Consider the following 18,632-nt stretch of genomic DNA (forward strand, 5'->3'; position numbering starts at 1 on the left):
AGGACTCCCATTATAGCCGTCAGGCTTAACGGGTAGATGAATTGCGCCAAAAAACTCCGTCAGGAGATCGTTACACGAGTTGTTAAATCGTGTAGAAACAGTTAAACTGGAATTAGTTAAAGTTCCAAATCCAATGCTTACCCTTTCTTACGAGTATAAGTTAGAACCAAATCAACTTCAAATTAGTATAATCGAGCAGACCCTCGGTGTTTGCCGAACGGTTTGGAATTATGCTCTTAGAGAAAGAAAGGATTGGATCAACTCTCGAAAATCTCCTGTTAACGCTTGTTCCATTGAACAGGAATATATTATCCCTGCTGATGAACCTTATCCGAGTTATTCAAGGCAAGCAAAAGCCTTAACGGATGCTAAAAAAGAGAGCGAACGGTTGAAGTCAGTTAATGCTCAAGTCCTTCAACAAGTTTTGAGAACTTTGGACAGGGCTTTCTCTGATATGAAATCTAGAGGGTTCGGTTTTCCTAGATTTAAGAACAAGTATCGTTTAAGGTCTTATCTGATTCCTCAGCTAAAGGGAGAGGTATTAAAAGGAAATCAGATTAAATTACCTCAATTAGGTTGGGTTAGATTCAGAAAATCTAGAGACATCCCAGAAGGATTTGAAATTAAACAAGCCAGAGTGATCCGAAAAGCCTCTGGTTATTTCGTCATGTTATCCCTTCAACTAAATGTGGATGTTCCTCAACCCTTCCCTCATGGACACCCAAGAGGGTTAGACTTGGGCTTTGACAAATTTGTTGCGACTTCTGATGGTTTAGAAGTGAAACGACCTCGGTTCTTGAAGTCCCTTCAACGCAAGTTAAAATTACTGCAACGAAGGCTTAAGAACAAAAAGAAAGGGTCGAATAACCGCCAGAAACTAAACAGAAAGATAGCAAGAGTTCACCAACGTATCTCTGATGCTCGTAAAGATTGGCACTTCAAACTTGCTAATCAATTGTGCGATGAAGCAGGGATGATCTTTGTCGAAGATATTAACTTTCGTTCATGGCAAAGAGGGATGCTGCTCACGGGGTGACAATCGTGTTGTAATCGCCTCAAGCGCTGACGTAGATAGCCTTTTATAATAAACAGATCAGGCTGCGCGATCACGCTAACTGTGCGATCGCAGAAACCAAAATGAACTTAAAAAATGCTACCAAAATTATATCGCAATCACCTTGCTAATCGACTCACTCGTGCCCAATTATTAAGCCTAGAAATCTGGGTATGGCTGTTACAAGTTCATAAAAATGTGAAAATCGAAAAACTAGCTGCGTACTATCCTTTACCGATTAAGTATGAAAGTCGTCGCCGTCGTCTTCAAAGATTTCTAGTGCTTCCTTCCCTGTCCATGGCCCTAATTTGGTTTCCAATCATTAAAGAAATTATTAAACTCATTCACCCAAGTAATCAACCTCTTTACTTAGCTTTAGACAGAACGCAGTGGCAAGATAAAAACTTGTTTGTTGTCGCCTTCATTCATCAGAAACGAGCTCTTCCCATTTATTGGCAATTTTTATCAAAGAAAGGAGCCAGTAATTTAAAAGAACAAAAAGCTTTACTCAAACCGATTTTGAAACTTCTGAGAGGTTATCGATTAATCATTTTAGGAGACCGTGAATTTCATAGCATCGAGCTGGCTAAATGGTTACGGAGAGAGAAAGTGGGCTTTGTTCTGCGTCAGAAAAAAGACCGAAACATTCAAGTCAAAGGAAAAGATTGTCAATCTCTTAGTTGCTTCGACTTTCAACCAGGAGACTCTCATTTCTTTCCTAATATAAAAGTGGGTAAAAACGGATTCGGTCAATTTTCTGTTGCCGTTAAATGGAAAAAGAAATACCGAGGAAGTGTCGAAAAAGAGCCTTGGTATCTTCTGACTAATCTTCCCGATCTCGACTCGGCAATCAAAGCTTATCAAAAGCGTATGGGAATCGAAGCCATGTTTAAGGATTGTAAGATCGGAGGTTATAATTTAGAAGGCTCTAAGGCTTCAGTCAAAAGACTAAGTAATTTGGTTTTGTTGTGCGCGATCGCGTACACGGTCTCCAGTTTAAAGGGGCAATCCATTCGGTTCAAAGGTCAACAAGAATATCTTGGTCGTCTGAGAACAGTGAAGCAAAAAATGACGAAAAATAGTAATTTCTTAATCGGCTTATATGGTCAAACTTGGATCATCACTCAGATTTTTGTCAAAGATTGGGTAGAAGAATTGATGAGTCTTAATCGCAATAAGTTTCCCTTTTATCAGAAAGGGTTAAGAGCTATGGAACTTATACAGCAAGGGGCTTAAGCCAGTCGTCACCCCTTGAGGGGATGCTGTCTAAGCAGGCGGCGGATGCTGGCTTTGGTCAGTTTGTAAACATCTTGGAGTGGGTCTGTTGGAAAAGGGATGTTTACTTTGCCAAAGTTGACAAAGATGGCACTTCCCAAGAATGTAGCCAGTGTGGAGCGCATACTGGTAAGAAGACTCTAGATGTAAGAGTTCATCATTGTCCTGAATGCGGTTACATTGGTTCAAGAGATGTGGTGAGTGCTGAAGTGATTAGAAATCGAGGACTCTCCGACCTCGGGCAGGGGTTAGAGAATAAACAAATTGCCTGTGGAGGCGATCTGACGGGGATGGAGGCAACTTCGTCTAGTCAAGAGCCTGAAGCAGGAAACCTAGTCGCAAGGCTAGGAATCTCCCGTCATAGCGCGTAGCGTTTGACGGGGGAGGATGTCAAACAAATATTAAGCATCTGCTCTTATCTTAATGCACGACTTTTTGTTTGTCCTTTGTTGTTTGTCCCTTGTCCTTCGTCCTTGGTTGTTTGTAAGCCAATGACTAATGACTAATGTTAATTGTCTTCAGAAGATTCCGTTTCAGCGATTTCTTGTTCAATTTCTTCAATATCTCGATTGGGATCACTTTCGGAAATAGCGCGAGTACAAGCCCAATTACTTGGAAGGGCTGAGGGCCACCCCATGCGAATTGCCTCAGGGCAAATGGTCATAATGGTTAATTGACAGTCAATGAGTTGTAATCCTTCTTTTTCTGCTTGTTTCAGGCTTTGTTTCAGCACTGAATCATTATTAAATTCAAGGGTGCGATTACACTGAATGCAGACAATATGATGGTGATGGTGGGGATGGGGACGGTTTAATTCATAGTGTTTGTGTCCCTCCGCTAATTCTAACTCGCGCAGAATCCCCATGCGCGTCATTAATTTCACACTGCGATAGATAGTGGAGAGACTAATTTCTTCCCCGCGCTTTTGTAAAAGGTGAAATAACTCTTCAGCACTGAGATGGTGTCCTCGGGGGAGATTTTGAAAGACATGGAGAATTGTCTCTCGTTGGGGGGTAAGCCGCCATCCTCGGGAGTTGAGTTCTGCCTTCAGGGAAGAAGAACTATAGGGTTGCCTAACCATAAGTTTTTTTGGCAATAAATGCGATATATTGACAATAATACTTTATTAATGAATAGATTTGCAACTATTGTCATCTATTGATAATTAAGTGCAATAATTTCTATTGTCATTGGTCATTTGTCATTTGTCATTTGTCATTCGTCCTTCGTCCTTCGTCCTTTGTCATTCGTCATTCGTCATTCGTCATTTGTCATTCGTCCTTTGCATTTGGCATAAGAAATTCTCCATCTCCCTTGTCTCCCCATCCCCTCAGCGATTATCCGCCAATTTGCGACATCGTCCGAGTATAAGTACCTGTGGTTGTCCCCTTATCCCGTTCTTTAAAGTTAATCTCGGGTTTAATGTCAAGAAGATAATTGACTTGATCTCGCAATTGGGCAAAATTCGGACTCTTACGCAATTGAGATTTGAGGTCAAGTTGTTCTTGTTCGTTGAGTAAGCAGGGACGAAGCCAGCCGTCTGCGGAGAGGCGCATCCGATTACAGTTATCACAGAAGCATTCTGACATTTGGGAAATAAAGCCTAAAGTTCCCTTTGCCCCTGGGATTTGAAACACATCGGCGGGTCCATTTCCTGTGACCGTACCACTGTCTAAGCCCCACCGTTGCCGAATGTCTTGTCGGATTTCTTCTGAGGGAATCCATGCGCGATCACGCTCTAACTCCCAATTCCCAATGGGCATAAATTCAATAAATCGCACGTGCCAATTTTTCTCAAATGTGAGAGCGGCTAAGTCTAAAATTTCGGTATCATTGACCCCAGGAATCACAACAACATTCAATTTTAAGGGGTCAAACCCCACCTCATGAGCGGCTAAAATGCCATTCCAAGTTTGTTGCCAGCGACTGCGCCCATTATTCCCAATAATACTATCAAACTGTTCGGGGTTGAGAGAATCCAAACTAATATTAATCCGTTTCAGTCCAGCATCATAAAGGGGTTGCGCCAATTTTTCCAATAGAAACGCATTGGTACTCAGGGCTAAATCTTCCGTTTCGGGTAATGCTGCAATCGCTTCCACAATCTCGACAATATCAGGGCGTAGTAACGGTTCGCCCCCTGTTAAGCGAAACTTATTAAACCCAAGGGGAATAAAGACTTCTTTTAAGAGGGTAATAATCTCATCCTTGGTTAGGAAGTTCTCTTCAAGAAGATAATCTAATTCTGCCCCACTGGGCATACAATACTGACAGCGAAAATTACAGCGATCAATTAAACTAATCCGAAGGTAATCAATAACAGGCATAGATATTTTTCAATCTTTATTGATTGATTCATTCTGTTTCCCCTATTTTAAGTCGTCATTTCCCAAATTAGATTCTCTTCCGTCAAAAAATCATAACTAAAATGATCCACTTCATTGGTATCACTGAGTTCTAAATTGTAGAAATTGATGATTTCATCTTCTTCAAAATAGGGGCCCGCGTGCCAAGTTCCTTTATGGAGTTTAATAAAACAGTTGCCTGGAATTTGAAAGGCTTTTAATTGGCTGACATCAGGCTTAGAATTACTGCTTGGTGGGGCAACTGCTAATAACCAACTTTTTCCCTCTAAAGCGCCTAAACATTGGGTACACAATTGATGGCGGGTAATTTTATGAAATCGTTTCCCCCGTTTTTGGAGTTGCATAATATAAAAGCGCGGCGTTCCCTGACTCAAGTCTAATTTTGCATCAGTTTCGTCAAAGGGTTTACCATCTTGGGAGGGCAACACTAAATCCCCATAGGGGGCAAAATTTTCTCCTGTAATTGCTTCGATTTTTAAAGTTTGTAGCGTGGATTGCGTCATAATTTAAGAGACTAAAAATTTCTTTTCAATGCTGGGAATAGCATCAATCAGTTGTCGCGTGTAATCACTTCCTGGCGTTTTATAAATGGTTTCTGCTTTCCCAATTTCTTCGATTTTCCCTTTGTTCATCACCATAACGCGATCGCTGATAAATTTCACCACACTTAAGTCATGGGAAATGAAAATATAGGTTAACTCAAACTCTTCTTGTAATTCTTTGAGTAAGTTCAAAACTTGCGCTTGGACTGACACATCTAACGCTGAAACCGACTCATCACAGATGATAAACTCAGGATTAAGGGCAAGGGCACGGGCGACACAAATTCGTTGCCGTTGTCCGCCAGAAAACTCATGGGGATAGCGTTTAATATCATCCGCACTTAAGCCCACTCTTTCTAAGAGATACACCACTCGCTCTTTCCGTTGCCTTGCATTCTGATACCGTTTATGAATGGTGAGGGGCTCAAGAATCGTTTTGCCAATTGTAAGACGAGGATTAAGGGAATTATAGGGGTTTTGGAAGACAATCTGCATCTGACGGCGGAGATGGCGCAGTTGTTTTCCGCTTAAGTGAGTAATATCGTTCCGATTAAAGCGAATTTTTCCTTGGAGAGGATCAATTAACCGTAAAATTGCCCGAGCTAAGGTGGATTTTCCACAGCCTGATTCTCCCACTAAACCTAAAGTTTCGCCACGATAAACGGTAAATGATACCCCATTGACAGCCATTGCATATCGCTTCCGTTTACCAAAAACCCCTTTGATTGGAAATCCTACTTGTAAGTTTTGGACGGTTAACAGTGGCGCACTATTGATACTGGTATCCACAGATAAGGAATCATCATTTTTGTCTTCTGAATTATCCCAAGTTTGAACTTGAACTGGAGGTTCTGGCTTCGTGTCTGTTTGACCATTCAGAAAGTCAGCAACTGTGGGCAGATAATCAACTTGTTGATCTAAACGAGGGCGACAGGCGAGTAAGCCTTTAGTATAAGGATGTTGAGGATCCGAAAAAATGCTACGAATGTCCCCAGACTCGACAATTTTTCCCTGATACATCACTGCCACTTCATCTGCTATTTCAGCAACAACCCCTAAGTCATGGGTAATAAATAACATGGACATTCCTCTTGCTTGAGACAGTTCTCGCAAAAGGTCTAAAATGGTTTTCTGAACGGTAACATCAAGCGCCGTCGTGGGTTCGTCTGCAATTAATAAGGTAGGATTACAGGAAATCGCGATCGCAATCATGACCCGTTGCAGTTGCCCGCCAGACAGTTGATGAGGATACCGTTCGAGAAAGGTTCGTTTATACTCATTAATCTGGCGATTGACTTCTACTTCTGAGAGAGTATTATCTTCTATGAGGGCTGTTTCTTTTAATTCTTCATCGGAGGGAATGAGTTTTACCTCTTGTAGTCTGGCAGTGGCTTGTCGTCTAGCTTCACTAGGGGAGACACTTTGATGTTGTAAAATCGCTTCTGTAATTTGAAAACCAATGGTATAAACAGGATTAAGGGAACTCATGGGCTCTTGAAAAATCATGGCTATCTTCCCACCCCGATATTGTCGTCGTTGCGTTTCAGGAAGGGCAAGAAGATTAACGGCGCTTTTTTCCTCAGGGGGACGAAAATAAATTTCACCACTGCTGACTCGCCCAGGATTAGGAATTAAGCCCATTAAGCCTAAAGCAGTAACTGATTTTCCTGATCCTGATTCTCCCACTAAACCGAGGGTTTTACCTTTCGGGATAGTAAAGTTAATCCCATTCACGGCAATCAAATGTTGTTCTTCTGGGAAAAACTCAATTTTCAGGTTACGAACATCAATCACTGCGTCTTCCATAATTTTCTCCTAAGTCTCGTATTATTGTCCAATTCTATCGCTCTAACAGAACCTTGGGTTCATAGGTTATTAACATAAGACGGACAATCAAATCTTCATAAATCTTTACATTAAAATCCTCATTTTGTATTTGTTTATACAGAATTGTGTGGTATACTGATTCTAGAAGGTAAAAAAAACTTTAAAAAACCTAGATAAAGGAGGTTCGCTATGTCTGCTGAACAACAAGCTCGCGCTCTCATGATGCGTCACCACAAAATGATTAAAAACCGTCAACAATCTATGCTCGGACGTGCTACCTCTGAAATTGGTCTTGATGTGGATGCTAGCCAATACTGGAGCCATATTCAAGGAAAACCCAACCCTAGCTTCCGTGAGTCCTATGATCGTTCTGGTAGTGCCTCCAGCTAAATTTAGACCTAAGGGGCTCTTTCCCCGTCACCACTTGTTTCCATCAGTTGGAAGTTTTGCCAAAATGGTTGTGAAATTTCTGATAGTGGCTCATTGCCCAAACAGTAATCAGTTCCCCATTGTTGCTTCCAGAGGCCATTAATTTTCTGCCAAACACTAGCAGAAAAGGCGGATAATTCTTCAGGATCAGCAAGGGGATTTTGATTAAGAGAACGCCAGTCATGGACGAGAATTAACCACCAGTCGGTAAGCATCACTTGTCCGTGATACCCAAGCTCATCCCGTTTCCAAACTTCTACTCCTCCTACTTGGATACGATGCCAGTATTCAGTGAAGTGATGAATGATTCCTTGCTCATCTTCAAAACTTCCTTGTTCCAGAAAGTTATGCTCATCTAGCCACTTATAATCGCTACTATCTGTTTGGCTGCGAGGTGTAATTGCAAGCTGATGATGCCAAGTACAAGTCCCCTTTTTAGGGGATTTTTTATTATAGGTAAACGTTCCAGCAAACCCCATTAGGTCAGTATCAAAGCGCGATCACGCGTTCATGTTTTGATATCGTTCTGGAGTCAGTTTCCCAGAAAACGGGACACTGCGAACATCAGCAAAATAAGTTTTTCCTTGAATCCAAAGTGCCTTTTGGCCAGTTTCTTTCTCTCCCTGATCAAATTGAATCCATTGCCGTTCCCAAACCCCTTGAAAAGGATTAACTATCATCTTGTAATGCCTCTCGAATTAACCGTTGCTGATGCAAAATCCGATCCTCTAGCCGATTGGCAATCCCTCCTTCATAAGCCCCACTTTCATAGCCTTTTTGCACCAGTTCCGTAACTTCCATATCTTCAGTCATAAATGCCTCAAACTCTTCCTGTAGCTGTTCTGAAGAAGGGCTAAAATGAGGAATACCATAAATTTCAAGAACAACTTGGCAGGTATTAACCGTTAGCGGATCAATACGTATCCAAGCTAAAACCCCATTGGGAAGGGCTAATAAATGTAAATTGGGGAATATGCCATAGGTAAAGAAACCATAACGCGCTTCTTCTGAAGGAATGGTATCTAAAAGAGGATGGTTGTCTTGCCATTTCTGAGTAATTGGGGTATAAAGTAAATTGACATAATCGTAAAAATAATGCTGGTAGTGACGTACGGGCCCCTGCACTTTATTTAATGTTTCTCGATGCACCACAGGGACATGATAATCGCAGAGGGTGTTATCGTGATACACTTTCCAGTTACAGGCGACCTCATATTGTTTTTGTACTAATTGTTTCGTTTCAGGTTGGCGATATCCTTGAATCTGTTTCGGAATAGCATCTAGAAATGTCATTAAGGGTGGGGCTGTCTCGTCAAAAGAAATAAAAATAAACCCTTCCCATTGGTCGCAGCGAATTGTTTTCAGGGGATAATCTTCTAAGGAAAAGGTTTCGGGAAATTGATCTTTAGCTGGAGTTCCAATTAATTGTCCGTCTAAATTATAAACCCACGCATGATAGGGGCATACAAACTGTTTTAGAGAATGCTGTCCTAATTCTGAACATAATAAAGAGGCGCGATGGGGACAAACATTGTAGTAGGCTTTGATGGAGTTTTGAGAGGTTTTAACCAATAAAATGCTTGTGTCATAAATGTTGGCAACAAAGACATTATTTTCCTGAAATAATTGCGTTTCATCACCGACATAAAGCCAACTCTTTTTAAAGATTTTTTCCTTTTCTGTAGAGAGTAATTCAGGATCAGTGTAAACCTTAGCAGGGAAAAACTTTTCAGGAGGAGTTTGTTTTAAGGTAAAGTTTGAATGATGTTTCATCCGACCATTACTTCCTGTTCAACGGTATTATCTCGAAGCATTTGGGTAATTGTTTCTCGATACTGTTGAAATTCAGGTAACGATTTGACATGATACGATCGCGCTTCTTCTTTTCCTGGTAGATTAATATTAAACTCTCTTTGAACCGTTCCGGGACGTGCCGTTAAAACATAAATTCGTTGGGCTAAAAACACTGCTTCTTCCACATCATGGGTAATCATTAAGATACTTGTTCCCGTGCGCCGCCAAATTTCTAATAAAAACTGTTGCATGGTTTCTTTTGTTTGCACATCCAACGCCCCAAATGGCTCATCCATTAACAGGATTTTTGGTTCACAAGCCAACGCTCTGGCAATAGCAACCCGTTGTTTCATTCCCCCAGAAAGTGCTTTCGGTAGTGCATTTTTAAACTGGGTTAACCCCACCACATTTAAATAATAATCCACCCTTTCCTTCCGTTTTGCTCGGGAAATTCCTTGTAACTTTAAGCCAAATTCTACATTTTTTGCTACATTTAACCAAGGATATAGGGTATATTGTTGAAACACCATACCGCGATCGCGCCCAGGGCCAATGACAGGCACTTGATCCACCTTAATTTCCCCCGAACTCGGAAAATCAAGCCCTGCTACTAACCGTAATAACGTTGACTTTCCTGAACCCGAAGCCCCAATAACGCAGACAAATTCGCCTGTTTCCACGTGCATATTGATATTTTTAAGGGCTGTTACCGCTCCCTGTTTAGTAGGAAATTCTTTTTGGAGATTGTTAACTTCTAAGTGCATAACCAATTACCAATAACAACAAATTATTAAATCGCCCATTTACAGGACAGACGTAATAAAAACCGAAAAGACAAATCAATTAAAAAGCCAATTAAGCCTAGAACAATTAAACAAGCAAAAATTTCATCAGTATTGAGAACCCTTTGCGCTCGTAAAATTCGCCGTCCTAACCCTTCATCTGCTGCCACCAATTCCGCAACAATCACTAAGTTCCAAGACGTAGCAATATTAATTCGGAACGTATCAATAATATTAGGAATGACGTAGGGAAAAATTACTTGAAATAAAACTTGCCAACGTTTTCCCCCCAAGGTGTAAGTCGTTTCAATTAACTCTTTCGGCACAAACTTCACCGCATCCATAATCATCAAAATATTAAAGAAAAGTGTGCCAATAAAAATTAAGAAAATTTTGGGCTCTTCCCCAATTCCCAAATAGAGAATGAGTAAAGGAACAAACGCCGAAGCAGGCATATAGCGGACAATGCCAATTAACGGTTCAAATAAAGAGCGAATACTGGCAAATGTTCCCATGCCAATTCCCAGTGGAACTGAGACCACTGCAGCGAAGAAAAAGCCAACAGCCACTCTGAGAAAACTTGCCACGGTATCCTCTATCAAAAAGCCTCTGTCCCATAAGCGGACAAAGGCTTCTCCCACTTCCACAGGACTGGGGAGGAAAACATCTTGTACCCCTCCCCAAGTTGAGGCAGCCCACCAAATAGAAAAAGGAACTGCCACCGAAATAATCATTAAAGCCCATTGCAAAGAACGAGGAATATCCTCAGCAATGCGCCAAAAAATACTCGGAGACAGTCCTTGTGATTGCTGTTTTTTTCCTGATGATTGACTGACAGACATATTAGACATTATTCATTCTCATCTGCGTAAGTTTGTACAAAACTGTCATCAAACAAATCACTTAAATCTGGAACTTCTGGGATAAAGTCAACATCAACCATAAACTCTGCCATCTCTTGGGCGGCATAAGGCATATGAGTCATATCATCGCCATCGCTGAAGGCTTCTAAATTCTCTTCGATGGTAAAAATGCGTGTTCCATCCTTAAATAGTTCCATTTCCTCCGTGCTGACATTTGCCACCTCAGCCATAATTTCATCTGACCGTTCGGGGTTTTCTTCCATAAATTCCAAAATGTCAAACCAAGTATCTACTAAGGCTTGCACCTGATCTGGACGTTCATCCACTAACGTTTGGGTGGTCACTAACAAATCAGGAATTGCCCCCGGAAACGCCTCAGAATTAATCAACTCACGACTTCCTTCTCGGTCTAACGCCACTAACCAATAAGGGGGATAAGACCCAACTGCATCCACTTGCCCCGAAGCAAATGCCGCAGCCCCTGCACCGGTTTCTAAGTCCACAATATTCACATCATCCCGAGACATCCCCTCTTCTTCTAGGGCTAAAGAAAGGAGAAAATCACTCACAACTCCAACTTCAACGGCAACTTCACGCCCTTCTAACTCAGGAATAGACTCAATTTCTTCAATGGCAATAATTTTGTCATTTCCTTCCGAGTTGTCATTGACTAAAACCACCACTTCTCCTTCTACCGCATCCGCCGCAAAGGAAACCGTGTCATTTAGGGTTTGACAGTTAGCATCTAATTGCCCAGCAGCCAAGGCTTCCATAGAAGCAACATAATCATCAAACCATTGCAGTCTGACATTTGCCCCATTTTTTTCAAATAGCCCTTCTTCTTCGGCAATTGCCCAGGGCCACCATCCCGCCCAATTGCTATAGCCCATGACTATCGGATCACCATTGCCATCATCTGTAATATCCGTTGCGCCATTACAGCTAACAACCAATAATAAACTGAGACAGAATAAACCAATTTTTGTCAAAATTTTGGGTAGTTGCATGATCACTCCTGATTAACTCACGATTGCTTTTGATTTAACTTGTTGATTAACCCAATTCAACCAAATATTTAACCCCTCTCCTGTTTTTGCCGAAACGGGAATAATCGTGACATTTGGGTTAATTTGACGAACATTATTTTCAATCCGTTGAATATCAATGTCTAAATGGGGGGCTAAATCCATTTTTGTCACCAAAAGACAGTCTGCTTCTTGAAACATCACGGGATATTTCAAGGGCTTATCTTCTCCTTCGGTGACACTAAGAAGGGCAACTTTGGCGTGTTCTCCCACTTCAAATTCAGCAGGACACACTAAGTTCCCCACATTTTCTACCAAGATTAAATCAAAGGTTTCAGGTTGATAATTTTCTTGGAACTGATGCAGTCCCCCTGCAACCATTTCGGCATCGAGATGACAAGAACGACCCGTATTAATGGCAATAATGGGAACCCCATATTGTCGTAATCTCTCCGCATCTAATTCCGTGGTCATATCCCCTTCAATGACAGCCACATTTAGATGTGAGGAAAGATCAGAAAGGGTTTTTTCTAGTAAAACGGTTTTACCAGCACCTGGGCTACTCATTAAGTTTAAGCAAGTAATTCCCCAAGCATCGAAATGTTCACGATTATGATCCGCTTCAGTTTGGTTGGCTTGGAGAAGATTAACGCCAAGGGCGGCATCGAAAGTTTGGTGCATTATTTTTTAATCAAAAAATTTATCTAAAGGTTAGCAAATGATTCCTCAGTTGTATATTCAATGTGATCAATTTTTAACTCTCTTCCCGATCGAATATCCTCCATTGGTGAATGACAAGTGGGACAGGCATATTGTTCACCGAATTTAGGGAAATATTCTTGTTGGCAATGGTGACAAAAAGCGACTAAAGGAATATCTTTAATTACCAGTTCTACGCCGTCTAAAAAGGTGTCTTTGGTTTGAGCTTTAAATGCAAACTGAAGACTGGCAGGTTCAACACAGGTAAATTCTCCAACTTGTAAATAAATTTTCTGAATTTTTGGTGGAGTCGGTTGAGTGTCCCACCAGTCTTTGACCGTTACAATTAAGGCTTTGGTCATGTCAGTTTCGTGCATAAGAAATGTCTCGCTTACTGCCAATAGTCTGCGGTTTCTTGGGCTTGTTCGTGAATGTAATTGGGTTTACTTTGGCGAGGAAGTTGCTTTGAGAGAACTAAATGCGCCATAGTATCGCAAATAACTCGCGTTGCCATTAAAGCAGTCATATCGCTGACATCATAGGGAGGAGAAACTTCCACCACTTCTAAACCGCACACGGGAGCTTTTTGCACAATTTTTCCTAATAAATAAAGGGCTTCTCGTGGCAATAAACCACCCGGTTCGGGCCAACCCGTTCCCGGAACAAACCCAGCATCAATACAATCAATATCGAAACTGAGATAAACACAATCCGTTCCATCTAAAGCCCGTTCCAAGGCAAACTCTACCGCAGCATCTAGTCCCATTTCTGTAATATCCGTAACCGTGAGAATATTGGTTTCTCGTTCTCGACAAACTTTGACCCCTTGACGAGGAACTTGCCAACCGCCAATTCCTAACTGCACAAGATTTTTGGCTGGGGCATTTTTAATGTTGGTGGCGTGAAACCAAGGACAGGTGTGCATCCGTTCATCTAAATCAGTTTCTTGGGTATCCACATGACGATCAAAGTGAATAATCCCCACTTTTTTATCCCCTAAATGCCGACAGACACCGCGCACAGTAGGAAAACCAATGGAGTGATCTCCTCCTAAAATAATGGGAAAAGCCCCAGAGGAGAAAATATGGGCAACCCCTTTAGAAATTTGGTCAAAGGATTTCTCGTTATTCCCCGGAATCGTGAAAACATCGCCAACATCACAGAGGGTGACTTGTTCTCTTAAATCCACTCCCAGTTCAAAGTTATAGGGAGTATAAAGGGCGGAAATTTTACGGATACCTTGAGGGCCAAAACGGGTGCCAGGACGGTAGGTCGTCCCAGAATCATGGGGAACACCAACAATGGCAATGTCATAGTTGCCCACTTGTTTTACATCCTCAATATAGGGGGCTTTGAGAAAGGTATTGATGCCTGCATAGTGGGGGAGTTCGCCTCGGGAAAAGGTAGAAATACTGCGATCGCGAATAGTGTCTGCTGCCTCTAAGCCATGATCGAGTCCCTGAGATACTTCTTGTTGCCACCCAGTTAACGGTAACTGATTTTCTTTATCTAGAGCGCGATCGGCTTCGGATTGGTTTTGATCACTCATATTTTCCGTTAATTCCTCCTAAAATAAAAAACGGGAGACCTAATAATGGTAATACTTTACCACTCTAGACCTCCCGGGCTTTTGTCCCGCCGTGTCGCTATCGTTTTAAGCGTGCTTCTCTTGGACCAGTCATCGCAAGGGCGATGTAGCAAAGCTACTTGCTCTCAGCGATCGGAACCCTAGAAGCAATAATATTTTCTGTATCTTCTATGTCCAATTTTTATTCTGAAGGAAGAAGTGAGAAAATACAGTAACTTTCACTACAAAATTAAAATTTATCCAACCCCTTTTTTTAAGGATTCTAAGGAGAATTATGCGAGAAATAGTTTAAGGTAGTGACGAACACTCTCAAACCCTCGCTGGATATAATCTATATCTTGACGGAGTCTTCCCATTAACATAACCCCTTCCATCATCATGAGAAGTTCCTCTGCTAGGAGAGTCGGATTAACTTCTGGCTTAAGTTGGTTTCTTCCTTGTTCAAGGACTTGAGCTATAATTGTTTGCCAGCGATTAAAAATATCTTTTAAATGCTCTTGAAAAGATTCATCTTGCTCTGTTAAATCAACAATAAAATTTCCCAATAAGCAACCAGCACATTCTGGTTGAGAAATTTGCTTTGCTTCAAGGCGGTTAATTATTTCTAAAATTTGCTCAATCGGTTGATCGCTTTTTGCCAAAGCAGGGTCAATAATATTTGCTTGCAATTTTGACCATTCAAAGTCAATTAGAGCATGACCTAACTCATTTTTCGAGCTAAAATAATTGTAAAAGCTCCCACTGGAAGTCCCACTAACTGTAAAAAGCTCATTGAGTCCTGTTTTACTTAATCCTTTACGATGAACTGTATCAAGAACAGATTCAAGAATATCCTCCCGAGTACGCTTAAGGTTAGCCATTAGCTTGCAGAGTTACAGCAGTTCTACAATCTAATTCTTAAGCGTTCTTGAGGTTTTGTCAATAGTTAGTCGGTTTGATTAAATTAATTATTTCTAGAGAAACCCTATAGTTTTGATAACATTTTTTTAAGGTGCTTGAGAGCTGGTGTCACAATAGCAATAAAATAAGCCTCCCGTAATTTTCTTTCTATTGGGTTGCCATAAATATAAGCTCTTGCTCCGGCATATAGCATGGTAGCATTAGCTGCCCGAAGAGAGAGTTCAGAACCGAGTAACCGAGTTTCAATCACTTCTCTGAGAAACCAATCTTGTAAATTATCTTGTTGATTCTCTATCTCATCTGCTAAAAAATAAGTTTTTTTACGTGCTTTCTCTAGCTCTAATTCTAGTTCTTCTACCTGATCATCTAGAAAATAATTCACATGACCTAATTGCTTATTAGAACGTTTCATTAAATTAATGCAACTATTGATTAATCCTAGGCCCATTCCCACTTGAGAAAGAATAAACCCAGGTTTAATGCGTGGAATATAATCTTGACAAGGAGCCGCTAAAATAAAATCCTTTGGGACGAAAACATCCTTAAAAATACAGCTATATGTTCCGCTACCTTCAAGACCAATAAATTTTGCATTAGCTCGCAAAGATAGATTTTTAAATTCATCAGAAACGATTGCCATTAGATATTGATCTGAATTAGTAATTTGAGCAACAACAGCAAAGTAATGACCCGGACCCAAATTAGAAACCCAAGGTAACATTCCGTTGATAACGTACCCTCCAGATTTAGGTTCAGCAGAAAGAGAAATTTTTTCAATATCTGCAAAATGCTTCATTGGGTTGGACAAGCCAGTACCCGCTAATTTTTCTCCATTGGCAACTTCCCGTAGTAGAATTTGTTGTAAATTTTGGTTGTTACTATTTTGAATATACCAAGCACAAGCAATTTGACACCAAGTAATAAATCCTGTGTTTACACATTCTTCAGAGATGGTTTCAATTACTTGAATGGCTTTTTTGATTCCCTGATTACTTCCTCCATATTGAGAGGGAACAGTTTGACCAAATCCTCCGATTTCACCAATTCGGTGCATAAAGGCTTTTGGATATTCGCCTTTTTGATCAATGTCTTTTACTTTGGGAGCTAATTCTTTTTTAACAGCAGTCTTTAAATTAGACATTAGCGATTCTGTGATCGATGATTCCTTGTTTGATACTTGAATTCGGTTAGTTAGATAAGGGGGATTATAAGTTTGCATGAGAAAATCTCCTTGCTGATTTCGGGTTTATTACCTTGAGTTAATGGAAAAGGTGACAAGGATAGAATGAAGGAACAATGATTGATTTTCACCTTGTCACCTAGTTTTGGTTTAAGCTAATTCAACTTCCATGTTGACTGGATTACGAAGAGTATTAGCAACTGGTGACCAGAAGTTGGAGTGAGCAACGAGATCTTCTAGTTCTTCTCGACTAACATCACCTTCAAGGTCAACTTTGACACGAATATCTGTGAATCCTAAACGTTTGTCCGATAAGTCACCGATTCCCCAAACACCTGTAATATCAATGTCTCCTTCAAGTTCTAGGTCTAACTTACTTAAAGTAATGCCTCGCATGACAGCATTGGCATGAATCCCAACAGAAATACAAGAGCCAAGGGCTGCAAGAACAACTTCAGATGGATTCGGAGCGGTATTTTCTCCTAGTAGTGTAGGTGGTTCATCAATTACATGAGCTGGTAAATCTCGAGCATAGTTGAGGTTACGGAATTGCCCTTCACAGACAGTCTTGACGCTTAATGTATTAACAACACCAGGATTTTGACGAGATTTTTCTGCTAGTGTTTCTAGACCTTCTTTACTGATTGGACGTAAGGATGTTTTCATTGGCTTTTCAAATAGAACGTTCTATCTAAATATAAAAAAATGACAATCATAAAACAGTGTAAAAGGCTACAAAATGGAAATTTATCCAAATCCTTTTTTTAATTTTTCTCCACTAACCAATTCCCAAATTAAAACTTCCCCATGATTGGTTCCAGCTGCCAAATAATTGCCTTGCTTGTGCCATTGCAAACTGGAAAAGCCACCTGTTTCTATTTTTAGTGTTTTAATCGACTTTTGATCTTGCCATAGAATGATCCTGCCATCATCACTAGCAGAGGCTAAGATGGGTTGCGAGGGATGAAAACTTAAATCTCTGACAAATCCTTGATGGTTTTCTAAAACAGTATTTTGCCATTGACCACCCTTTTTTTCTTGCTGCCAAATAATAATTCCCTCAAGGCAAGCGGTGGCAATTTGAGGAAATTGATCTGGGGAAAAATTAGACCAAGCAAGTTTTCGCACTTTCCCTGGAAATCCTTGCATCAACCACGGGGGCGGATTATCCCACGCTAAGATGCTTAAGGTGCGATCTAAGTTTCCAGAGGCTAAATAATTCCCCTCTTTTGACCAAGCAACCGTTAAACTTGCCCCCGGTACTTCTAACTGATCAGGTGGGGAGTCAAGATCGTTGAGATTCCAAACTTTAACGCCACCATCGCCACTGACTGCTAAGTAATCTTGTTTGGGATGCCATGACAGGTCAAAGATAGAAGAGTTTTCAAAGGGAAGAGTGGCGATAATAACGTCTTGTTCTAAATCTAAAATATGAACCTCACGCCCCACAGCATAAGCGAGTAGAGACTTTTGAGGATGCCACTGCAGCGTATCTAGCCAAGTGGAAGGATAGTTTCTCTCCCAGATTAAGGTGGGGGTTTCTCCCTGTAAGTTCCAAATTTCTAAGGTTCCAGCTTGTCCGGCAGTGGCTAGAAAGTTACCTTCGGCGGAAAAACCTAGACAGTTTAAAGCCATTTCTCCAGCTTGATGCAAAGCCACAGAATGACCATTCAGAGACGAGAGATAGAGTTCTCCTACAGCCGAACAGCTAGCGAGTATTTGTTTTTTTGGCGACCACGCGATCGCGCTGATATAGTCTGATAACTGTTCTGTGTGTTTAAGACGGGTTTTTAATTTCACAAGCAATGATGACATCAAAAAAATGTCCCCCAAAAGTAGGGGGAACTTCTTGGATCACTACCACTTCTTATAAGGTAAGAATTTACCGCACATCGTTACCTGAACGCGATCGCCCTTGGGATCTTCCACGCGATCCACTTCAATGGAAAAATCAATCGCACTCATAATGCCATCCCCAAATTTTTCATGAATGACATCTTTCACAGGCATTCCGTAAACCTGCATAATTTCATAGAAACGATAAACTAACGGATCTGTCGGCACTTGCGGATCTAAACTGCCCTTCATTGGGGGAACTGTTAGCGGTTCTGCCATACTTTCGGGTAATCCCAACGCAGAAACGATTTTTTTCGCTTCTTCCATATCTGCGCTGGCTTGGCGATAGATAACTGAAGCAATCCAAACTTCATCACGACCTACTTTCTTTTCTAAATCTTCAAATGTAATTCCTTTTTCTTTTTTCGCAGCTAATAGTTTTTCAGTAATTTCAGCGATCGGCATTTTTAAG

Annotated in this window: 21 protein-coding genes, 1 pseudogene and 1 riboswitch; of the genes and pseudogenes, 4 read left to right on the plus strand and 18 right to left on the minus strand. The window is 41.0% G+C overall.

Features of this window, described 5'->3' with window-relative positions:
* Nucleotides 1-133: 133 nt before the first annotated feature.
* The 3 genes and pseudogenes from FRE64_RS05895 to FRE64_RS05905 all read left to right on the plus strand — a co-directional run.
* Nucleotides 134-1,024 (plus strand): annotated as a pseudogene (locus tag FRE64_RS05895) (RNA-guided endonuclease InsQ/TnpB family protein); the annotation flags it as partial.
* 126 nt (nt 1,025-1,150) lie between these two features.
* Entirely contained in the window at nt 1,151-2,290 is a 1,140-nt protein-coding gene (locus FRE64_RS05900) for an IS4 family transposase (protein WP_146294195.1), read from the plus strand.
* Nucleotides 2,291-2,313: 23 nt separating this feature from the next.
* Nucleotides 2,314-2,700, plus strand: coding sequence for an RNA-guided endonuclease InsQ/TnpB family protein (locus tag FRE64_RS05905; RefSeq protein WP_146295099.1), 387 nt, complete (start codon nt 2,314-2,316; stop codon nt 2,698-2,700).
* Nucleotides 2,701-2,837: 137 nt separating this feature from the next.
* Here FRE64_RS05905 and FRE64_RS05910 read toward each other — a convergent pair whose 3' ends face one another.
* The 4 genes from FRE64_RS05910 to FRE64_RS05925 all read right to left on the minus strand — a co-directional run bounded on the left by FRE64_RS05910 (nt 2,838) and on the right by FRE64_RS05925 (nt 7,043).
* Nucleotides 2,838-3,410, minus strand: a complete 573-nt coding sequence (locus tag FRE64_RS05910) for a transcriptional repressor (protein ID WP_146295100.1) — start codon at nt 3,408-3,410, stop codon at nt 2,838-2,840.
* Between the two features lie 256 nt (nt 3,411-3,666).
* Complete coding sequence (gene moaA, locus FRE64_RS05915; protein WP_146295101.1) at nt 3,667-4,656, minus strand: GTP 3',8-cyclase MoaA; 990 nt, start codon at nt 4,654-4,656, stop codon at nt 3,667-3,669.
* A gap of 47 nt (nt 4,657-4,703) precedes the next feature.
* Entirely contained in the window at nt 4,704-5,198 is a 495-nt protein-coding gene (locus tag FRE64_RS05920) for an ureidoglycolate lyase (protein WP_146295102.1), read from the minus strand.
* Between the two features lie 3 nt (nt 5,199-5,201).
* On the minus strand, nt 5,202-7,043 hold the full coding sequence (locus tag FRE64_RS05925) for an ABC transporter ATP-binding protein (RefSeq protein WP_146295103.1): 1,842 nt from the start codon (nt 7,041-7,043) through the stop codon (nt 5,202-5,204).
* 210 nt (nt 7,044-7,253) lie between these two features.
* Here FRE64_RS05925 and FRE64_RS05930 point away from each other — a divergent pair, with 210 nt between their 5' ends.
* Complete coding sequence (locus FRE64_RS05930) at nt 7,254-7,454, plus strand: hypothetical protein (RefSeq protein WP_146295104.1); 201 nt, start codon at nt 7,254-7,256, stop codon at nt 7,452-7,454.
* Between the two features lie 8 nt (nt 7,455-7,462).
* Here FRE64_RS05930 and FRE64_RS05935 read toward each other — a convergent pair whose 3' ends face one another.
* From FRE64_RS05935 to cynS, 14 genes are all read right to left on the minus strand, one after another.
* On the minus strand, nt 7,463-7,972 hold the full coding sequence (locus FRE64_RS05935; protein WP_146295105.1) for a hypothetical protein: 510 nt from the start codon (nt 7,970-7,972) through the stop codon (nt 7,463-7,465).
* 21 nt (nt 7,973-7,993) lie between these two features.
* Nucleotides 7,994-8,173 (minus strand): hypothetical protein, encoded by a 180-nt coding sequence (locus FRE64_RS05940; protein ID WP_146295106.1) that lies wholly within the window; start codon nt 8,171-8,173, stop codon nt 7,994-7,996.
* Nucleotides 8,163-9,266 carry an aromatic ring-hydroxylating oxygenase subunit alpha gene (locus FRE64_RS05945; protein WP_146295107.1) on the minus strand — a complete coding sequence of 368 codons (1,104 nt, stop codon included), beginning with the start codon at nt 9,264-9,266 and terminating at the stop codon, nt 8,163-8,165. Before FRE64_RS05945 ends, FRE64_RS05940 begins: the two co-directional genes overlap by 11 nt.
* Complete coding sequence (locus tag FRE64_RS05950) at nt 9,263-10,051, minus strand: ABC transporter ATP-binding protein (RefSeq protein ID WP_146295108.1); 789 nt, start codon at nt 10,049-10,051, stop codon at nt 9,263-9,265. Before FRE64_RS05950 ends, FRE64_RS05945 begins: the two co-directional genes overlap by 4 nt.
* A 26-nt stretch (nt 10,052-10,077) precedes the next feature.
* A complete protein-coding gene (locus FRE64_RS05955; RefSeq protein WP_222597894.1) occupies nt 10,078-10,911 on the minus strand; it encodes an ABC transporter permease in 834 nt (277 codons plus the stop codon).
* 8 nt (nt 10,912-10,919) lie between these two features.
* On the minus strand, nt 10,920-11,939 hold the full coding sequence (locus FRE64_RS05960) for an aliphatic sulfonate ABC transporter substrate-binding protein (RefSeq protein WP_146295110.1): 1,020 nt from the start codon (nt 11,937-11,939) through the stop codon (nt 10,920-10,922).
* A 12-nt stretch (nt 11,940-11,951) separates the two neighbouring features.
* On the minus strand, nt 11,952-12,638 hold the full coding sequence (hypB, locus tag FRE64_RS05965) for a hydrogenase nickel incorporation protein HypB (protein ID WP_146295111.1): 687 nt from the start codon (nt 12,636-12,638) through the stop codon (nt 11,952-11,954).
* A gap of 23 nt (nt 12,639-12,661) precedes the next feature.
* Complete coding sequence (gene hypA, locus FRE64_RS05970) at nt 12,662-13,033, minus strand: hydrogenase maturation nickel metallochaperone HypA (RefSeq protein ID WP_146295112.1); 372 nt, start codon at nt 13,031-13,033, stop codon at nt 12,662-12,664.
* Between the two features lie 14 nt (nt 13,034-13,047).
* Nucleotides 13,048-14,205, minus strand: a complete 1,158-nt coding sequence (speB, locus tag FRE64_RS05975) for an agmatinase (protein ID WP_146295113.1) — start codon at nt 14,203-14,205, stop codon at nt 13,048-13,050.
* Between the two features lie 68 nt (nt 14,206-14,273).
* Nucleotides 14,274-14,399, minus strand: a riboswitch (guanidine-I (ykkC/yxkD leader).
* A gap of 117 nt (nt 14,400-14,516) precedes the next feature.
* Nucleotides 14,517-15,104 (minus strand): TetR/AcrR family transcriptional regulator, encoded by a 588-nt coding sequence (locus FRE64_RS05980; RefSeq protein WP_146295114.1) that lies wholly within the window; start codon nt 15,102-15,104, stop codon nt 14,517-14,519.
* A 104-nt stretch (nt 15,105-15,208) separates the two neighbouring features.
* Nucleotides 15,209-16,285 carry an acyl-CoA dehydrogenase family protein gene (locus tag FRE64_RS05985; RefSeq protein WP_246140404.1) on the minus strand — a complete coding sequence of 359 codons (1,077 nt, stop codon included), beginning with the start codon at nt 16,283-16,285 and terminating at the stop codon, nt 15,209-15,211.
* A 189-nt stretch (nt 16,286-16,474) separates the two neighbouring features.
* Nucleotides 16,475-16,990: an OsmC family protein gene (locus FRE64_RS05990; RefSeq protein ID WP_146295116.1), complete on the minus strand. Its 516-nt coding sequence runs from the start codon at nt 16,988-16,990 to the stop codon at nt 16,475-16,477.
* An 81-nt stretch (nt 16,991-17,071) separates the two neighbouring features.
* Complete coding sequence (locus FRE64_RS05995) at nt 17,072-18,139, minus strand: WD40 repeat domain-containing protein (protein ID WP_146295117.1); 1,068 nt, start codon at nt 18,137-18,139, stop codon at nt 17,072-17,074.
* 42 nt (nt 18,140-18,181) lie between these two features.
* Nucleotides 18,182-18,625 (minus strand): cyanase, encoded by a 444-nt coding sequence (gene cynS / locus FRE64_RS06000; protein ID WP_146295118.1) that lies wholly within the window; start codon nt 18,623-18,625, stop codon nt 18,182-18,184.
* Nucleotides 18,626-18,632: the final 7 nt, after the last annotated feature.

Source organism: Euhalothece natronophila Z-M001, from assembly GCF_007904085.1.
Taxonomy (GTDB): domain Bacteria; phylum Cyanobacteriota; class Cyanobacteriia; order Cyanobacteriales; family Rubidibacteraceae; genus Halothece; species Halothece natronophila.

Excerpts from the sequence above, each read along its gene's own strand:
- FRE64_RS05985 (WP_246140404.1), bottom strand. The coding sequence starts at position 16,285 with ATGTCTAATTTAAAGACTGCTGTTAAAAAAGAATTAGCTCCCAAAGTA.
- hypB (WP_146295111.1), bottom strand. The coding sequence starts at position 12,638 with ATGCACCAAACTTTCGATGCCGCCCTTGGCGTTAATCTTCTCCAAGCC.
- FRE64_RS05925 (WP_146295103.1), bottom strand. The coding sequence starts at position 7,043 with ATGGAAGACGCAGTGATTGATGTTCGTAACCTGAAAATTGAGTTTTTC.
- FRE64_RS05940 (WP_146295106.1), bottom strand. The coding sequence starts at position 8,173 with ATGATAGTTAATCCTTTTCAAGGGGTTTGGGAACGGCAATGGATTCAA.
- FRE64_RS05950 (WP_146295108.1), bottom strand. The coding sequence starts at position 10,051 with ATGCACTTAGAAGTTAACAATCTCCAAAAAGAATTTCCTACTAAACAG.
- FRE64_RS05900 (WP_146294195.1), top strand. The coding sequence starts at position 1,151 with ATGCTACCAAAATTATATCGCAATCACCTTGCTAATCGACTCACTCGT.
- FRE64_RS05910 (WP_146295100.1), bottom strand. The coding sequence starts at position 3,410 with ATGGTTAGGCAACCCTATAGTTCTTCTTCCCTGAAGGCAGAACTCAAC.
- FRE64_RS05990 (WP_146295116.1), bottom strand. The coding sequence starts at position 16,990 with ATGAAAACATCCTTACGTCCAATCAGTAAAGAAGGTCTAGAAACACTA.
- FRE64_RS05955 (WP_222597894.1), bottom strand. The coding sequence starts at position 10,911 with ATGTCTGTCAGTCAATCATCAGGAAAAAAACAGCAATCACAAGGACTG.
- FRE64_RS05995 (WP_146295117.1), bottom strand. The coding sequence starts at position 18,139 with ATGTCATCATTGCTTGTGAAATTAAAAACCCGTCTTAAACACACAGAA.
- moaA (WP_146295101.1), bottom strand. The coding sequence starts at position 4,656 with ATGCCTGTTATTGATTACCTTCGGATTAGTTTAATTGATCGCTGTAAT.
- FRE64_RS05905 (WP_146295099.1), top strand. The coding sequence starts at position 2,314 with ATGCTGTCTAAGCAGGCGGCGGATGCTGGCTTTGGTCAGTTTGTAAAC.
- FRE64_RS05930 (WP_146295104.1), top strand. The coding sequence starts at position 7,254 with ATGTCTGCTGAACAACAAGCTCGCGCTCTCATGATGCGTCACCACAAA.
- FRE64_RS05980 (WP_146295114.1), bottom strand. The coding sequence starts at position 15,104 with ATGGCTAACCTTAAGCGTACTCGGGAGGATATTCTTGAATCTGTTCTT.
- hypA (WP_146295112.1), bottom strand. The coding sequence starts at position 13,033 with ATGCACGAAACTGACATGACCAAAGCCTTAATTGTAACGGTCAAAGAC.
- FRE64_RS05920 (WP_146295102.1), bottom strand. The coding sequence starts at position 5,198 with ATGACGCAATCCACGCTACAAACTTTAAAAATCGAAGCAATTACAGGA.
- cynS (WP_146295118.1), bottom strand. The coding sequence starts at position 18,625 with ATGCCGATCGCTGAAATTACTGAAAAACTATTAGCTGCGAAAAAAGAA.
- FRE64_RS05935 (WP_146295105.1), bottom strand. The coding sequence starts at position 7,972 with ATGGGGTTTGCTGGAACGTTTACCTATAATAAAAAATCCCCTAAAAAG.
- speB (WP_146295113.1), bottom strand. The coding sequence starts at position 14,205 with ATGAGTGATCAAAACCAATCCGAAGCCGATCGCGCTCTAGATAAAGAA.
- FRE64_RS05945 (WP_146295107.1), bottom strand. The coding sequence starts at position 9,266 with ATGAAACATCATTCAAACTTTACCTTAAAACAAACTCCTCCTGAAAAG.
- FRE64_RS05960 (WP_146295110.1), bottom strand. The coding sequence starts at position 11,939 with ATGCAACTACCCAAAATTTTGACAAAAATTGGTTTATTCTGTCTCAGT.